Source organism: Albidovulum sp. (assembly GCF_049646345.1).
In the GTDB taxonomy this organism is placed as follows: domain Bacteria; phylum Pseudomonadota; class Alphaproteobacteria; order Rhodobacterales; family Rhodobacteraceae; genus Albidovulum.
This window is the reverse complement of sequence record NZ_JBARVQ010000762.1, coordinates 1-2612: the sequence shown is the minus strand read 5'-3', so window position 1 is coordinate 2612 and position 2612 is coordinate 1. Positions and strand designations below refer to the sequence as shown.

Sequence of the window (2612 nt, the reverse complement as noted above, 5' to 3'; positions counted from 1 at the left end):
AGACCTTCTTGCCGTCGGCGCGTAGCTTGTCGGCCACCTTTTCCATTTCGGCATTCATGTCACCGCCGCCGGGGCACTTTTCGGTCGTGGCACCGTGCAGATGGTCCAGAAGGACGTTGCCGTTGTTGTTGTAGTTGGCGTTGTTCGACCCGGTGCGATCTTCCAAGAGGATATGGCACTTCATACCCAGCTTCGCGGCAAAGGCCGCCGTCTGACGGGCATGGTTCGACTGGGTCGCACCTTGCGTCATCACGATATCAGCGCCCTGCGCCATGGCCTCGGCCATCAGGAATTCCAGTTTGCGGGTCTTGTTGCCGCCCGTGGAAAGCCCGGTGCAGTCGTCGCGCTTGATCCAGATCTCCGGCCCGCCGAGTTCCTTCGACAGACGGTCCAGCCGCTCCAGCGGCGTCGGCAGGTGGGCAAGGAAGTGGCGCGGGAAGCGGGCAAGATGCATGGGATTCTCCGTGAGTTGCGTTTGGCGACATATAGCGGCGCTGGACCGGTCAAAACAAATGCGAACTTCGCGGATTAATATTCCAAAGTTGCAAGTTGATGATATCTGGGCTATGCGCCCTTCATGCGGCTCGACTGGATTGATGATCTTCTGGCAGTACTCGACACCGGCTCTTTCGCGCGGGCAGCCGAGATGCGCTGCCTGACGCAATCGGCCTTTACCCGCCGCATCCGCGCGATTGAGGACAGTATCGGGGCCGAGCTTTTCGATCGGTCCCGCAAGCCGGTGGAACTGCTACCCGCCATCCGCGCGCAGGAACCCGAAATGCGGGCGCTTGCCGCCGGTTTGCGTCGCCTGCGCGAGGGGTTGAAACGCGCAGGCCAAGGCAAGGGCGGCACGTTGTCGCTCGCCTGTCAGCACGCGATCACCACGACCGTTTCACCGCGCCTTGTCTCGGTTCTGGCCGAAACCGGCAATCACGCCGTGCGCGTACGCTCAGGCAATCGCGATGAATGCCTTTTGATGCTGCTCTCAGGCGAGGTTGATCTGGCGGTGATGTACGAACTGCCCGGCGAACGCAGCCTGCCCGCCAGCCATGCTTTTGACACCGCAATTCTGGGGCGCGACCGTTTCGTGCCCGTCGTCGCACCCGGCGTTGTCGAAGGGGACGGCTGGCCGCTCATTGCCTATCCGACCGATGTCTTTCTTGGGCATGTCATGGAACGCGCAGTTCTGCCGCGCGTCGCACCCCATATCGGGTTCATCCGCAAGGCAGAAACCGCGCTGACGCTGGCCGCCCTGCAATATGCGCTGAACGGGATCGGCATCGCCTGGTTGCCGGAGGCCTTGGTGAAAGCCCCCCTGACCGAGGGACGGCTTCAGGCGCTCGACGACCGGCTTCCCGCGCAGGATCTCGACATACGCATGATCCGCATCGCGGGCGAGGCGCGACCTGATCTTCTGTCCGCCTGGGCGCAGCTTACCGGCTGAGGATCACTTCAGTGTCCCAGTCCCGGCATTTCGCGGCCAGCGCGGCGGGCAACGGCCTGTCCGTAAAAACCCGGCCGATTTCGGACAGGGACGCGATGCGGACCGGCGCGCGGCGGTCGAGTTTCGAGGCGTCCGCCACAAGGCAACTGGCGCGGGCCTGATGCAGGATCGCCCGGCTGACGCGCACCTCCTGCGGGTCGAAATCCAGCAGGTCGCCGTCGAGGTCGAGGGCCGAGGTGCCGATGATCGCGTAGTCCACCTTGAAGTGGCCGATGGCCTCGGTCGTAAGGTCACCCACCAGCCCTCCATCCGAACGGCGCAGGACACCGCCTGCGACGATCACGTCGCAGCTTTCATTGGCGGCAAGGATATGGGCAACGTTCATGTTGTTGGTCACCACCGTCAGGTTGCGATGCTTTAACAGCGCGTTGGCCACCGCCTCGGTCGTGGTGCCGATATTGAGGAAGAGCGAGGAGTTGTCGGGGATCGTCGCCGCACAGGCCGCGCCGATCGCGGCCTTGGCCCCGGCATTCATCAGCCGCCGTTCTTCATAGCCAATATTGGCAACACCGGCGCGCGGCACCGCGCCCCCATGGACACGGTCGAGTTTGCCCGCATCGGCAAGCTCGGTCAGGTCGCGGCGGATGGTCTGAAGCGTCACCCCGAAGCGTTCGGCAAGGTCGTCGACCCCCACGCGCCCCTCGGCCCGCGCAATGTCGAGAATCTCGCTTTGCCGGAAACTGAGTGCCATATGCCTTTCCTCCAACCCTGCCCCGGACCCGATCCGGGGCCTCCCGGCTGGGTCAGAGGTCCCGGATCAGGTCCGGGACGGGGTAGGGAATAACCCCGTTCCGCCCCAAAGTCACGAAAAACGAACATTAACGAATACTAAAGTTGACAATGCGCGCACATGAGCGCGATAACCCGAACGGTATCCGCGGAGAATCCCCTTGGTTTCCGACCCCATCCCCGAACACGCCTATGACCTGTTCATCATCGGCGGCGGCATCAACGGCACCGGCATTGCCCGCGACGCGGCGGGGCGCGGGCTCTCGGTCGCTCTGGCCGAGATGGGGGACCTCGCGCAGGCGACCTCCTCGGCCTCGACCAAGTTGTTCCATGGCGGGCTGCGCTATCTTGAATATTTCGAGATCGGGCTGGTGCGGAA

At 63.5% G+C, this 2612-nt stretch carries 4 protein-coding genes; 2 read left to right on the top strand and 2 right to left on the bottom strand.

Going from position 1 to position 2612, the window contains the following annotated elements:
• A partial coding sequence (locus WBB85_RS20110; protein ID WP_432640366.1) for a pyridoxal-phosphate dependent enzyme occupies nt 1–454 on the bottom strand: 454 nt, incomplete at its 3' end.
• A gap of 123 nt (nt 455–577) precedes the next feature.
• On the opposite strand from WBB85_RS20110, the gene WBB85_RS20105 reads away from it, so the two are divergent.
• The gene (locus WBB85_RS20105; protein WP_432640365.1) at nt 578–1444 is read left to right on the top strand and encodes a LysR family transcriptional regulator; all 867 of its coding nucleotides are present in this window, start codon (nt 578–580) and stop codon (nt 1442–1444) included.
• On the opposite strand, the gene WBB85_RS20100 is transcribed toward WBB85_RS20105, so the two are convergent.
• Entirely contained in the window at nt 1434–2195 is a 762-nt protein-coding gene (locus tag WBB85_RS20100; protein WP_432640364.1) for a DeoR/GlpR family DNA-binding transcription regulator, read from the bottom strand. The genes WBB85_RS20105 and WBB85_RS20100 overlap by 11 nt on opposite strands.
• Nucleotides 2196–2394: 199 nt before the next feature.
• On the opposite strand from WBB85_RS20100, the gene WBB85_RS20095 reads away from it, so the two are divergent.
• A partial coding sequence (locus WBB85_RS20095; RefSeq protein ID WP_432640363.1) for an FAD-dependent oxidoreductase occupies nt 2395–2612 on the top strand: 218 nt, incomplete at its 3' end.

What these genes read in the sequence shown, in the direction of transcription:
- WBB85_RS20105 (WP_432640365.1), top strand. Translation starts at nt 578, where the DNA reads ATGCGGCTCGACTGGATTGATGATCTTCTGGCAGTACTCGACACCGGC.
- WBB85_RS20100 (WP_432640364.1), bottom strand. Translation starts at nt 2,195, where the DNA reads ATGGCACTCAGTTTCCGGCAAAGCGAGATTCTCGACATTGCGCGGGCC.